Source organism: Merdimmobilis hominis, assembly GCF_016901855.1.
In the GTDB taxonomy this organism is placed as follows: Bacteria; Bacillota; Clostridia; order Oscillospirales; family Ruminococcaceae; genus Paludihabitans.
Map to the genome: position 1 here is coordinate 1 of NZ_JACJKY010000094.1, position 226 is coordinate 226.

The window sequence follows — 226 nt, forward strand, 5'->3', positions numbered from 1 at the left end:
TTAAACAATGTAAGGTAAAACGAAGAAAGAATAAATCGACCCGATTTAATTCTACGAGTAAGTACGACAGTGATAAGACGAGCGAGGATAAACGATTACAGCGTAAGAGAGATCTTACGAAGTGATACCATTCAATTAAGAGTTTGATCCTGGCTCAGGACGAACGCTGGCGGCGCGCCTAACACATGCAAGTCGAACGGAGTTAAGAAGAAGCTTGCTTCATCTT

Annotated in this window: 1 rRNA gene; it reads left to right on the forward strand. The window is 42.0% G+C overall.

Going from position 1 to position 226, the window contains the following annotated elements:
- Window positions 1-131 precede the first annotated feature (131 nt).
- Window positions 132-226, forward strand: a 16S ribosomal RNA gene (locus tag H6A12_RS13225); the annotation flags it as partial.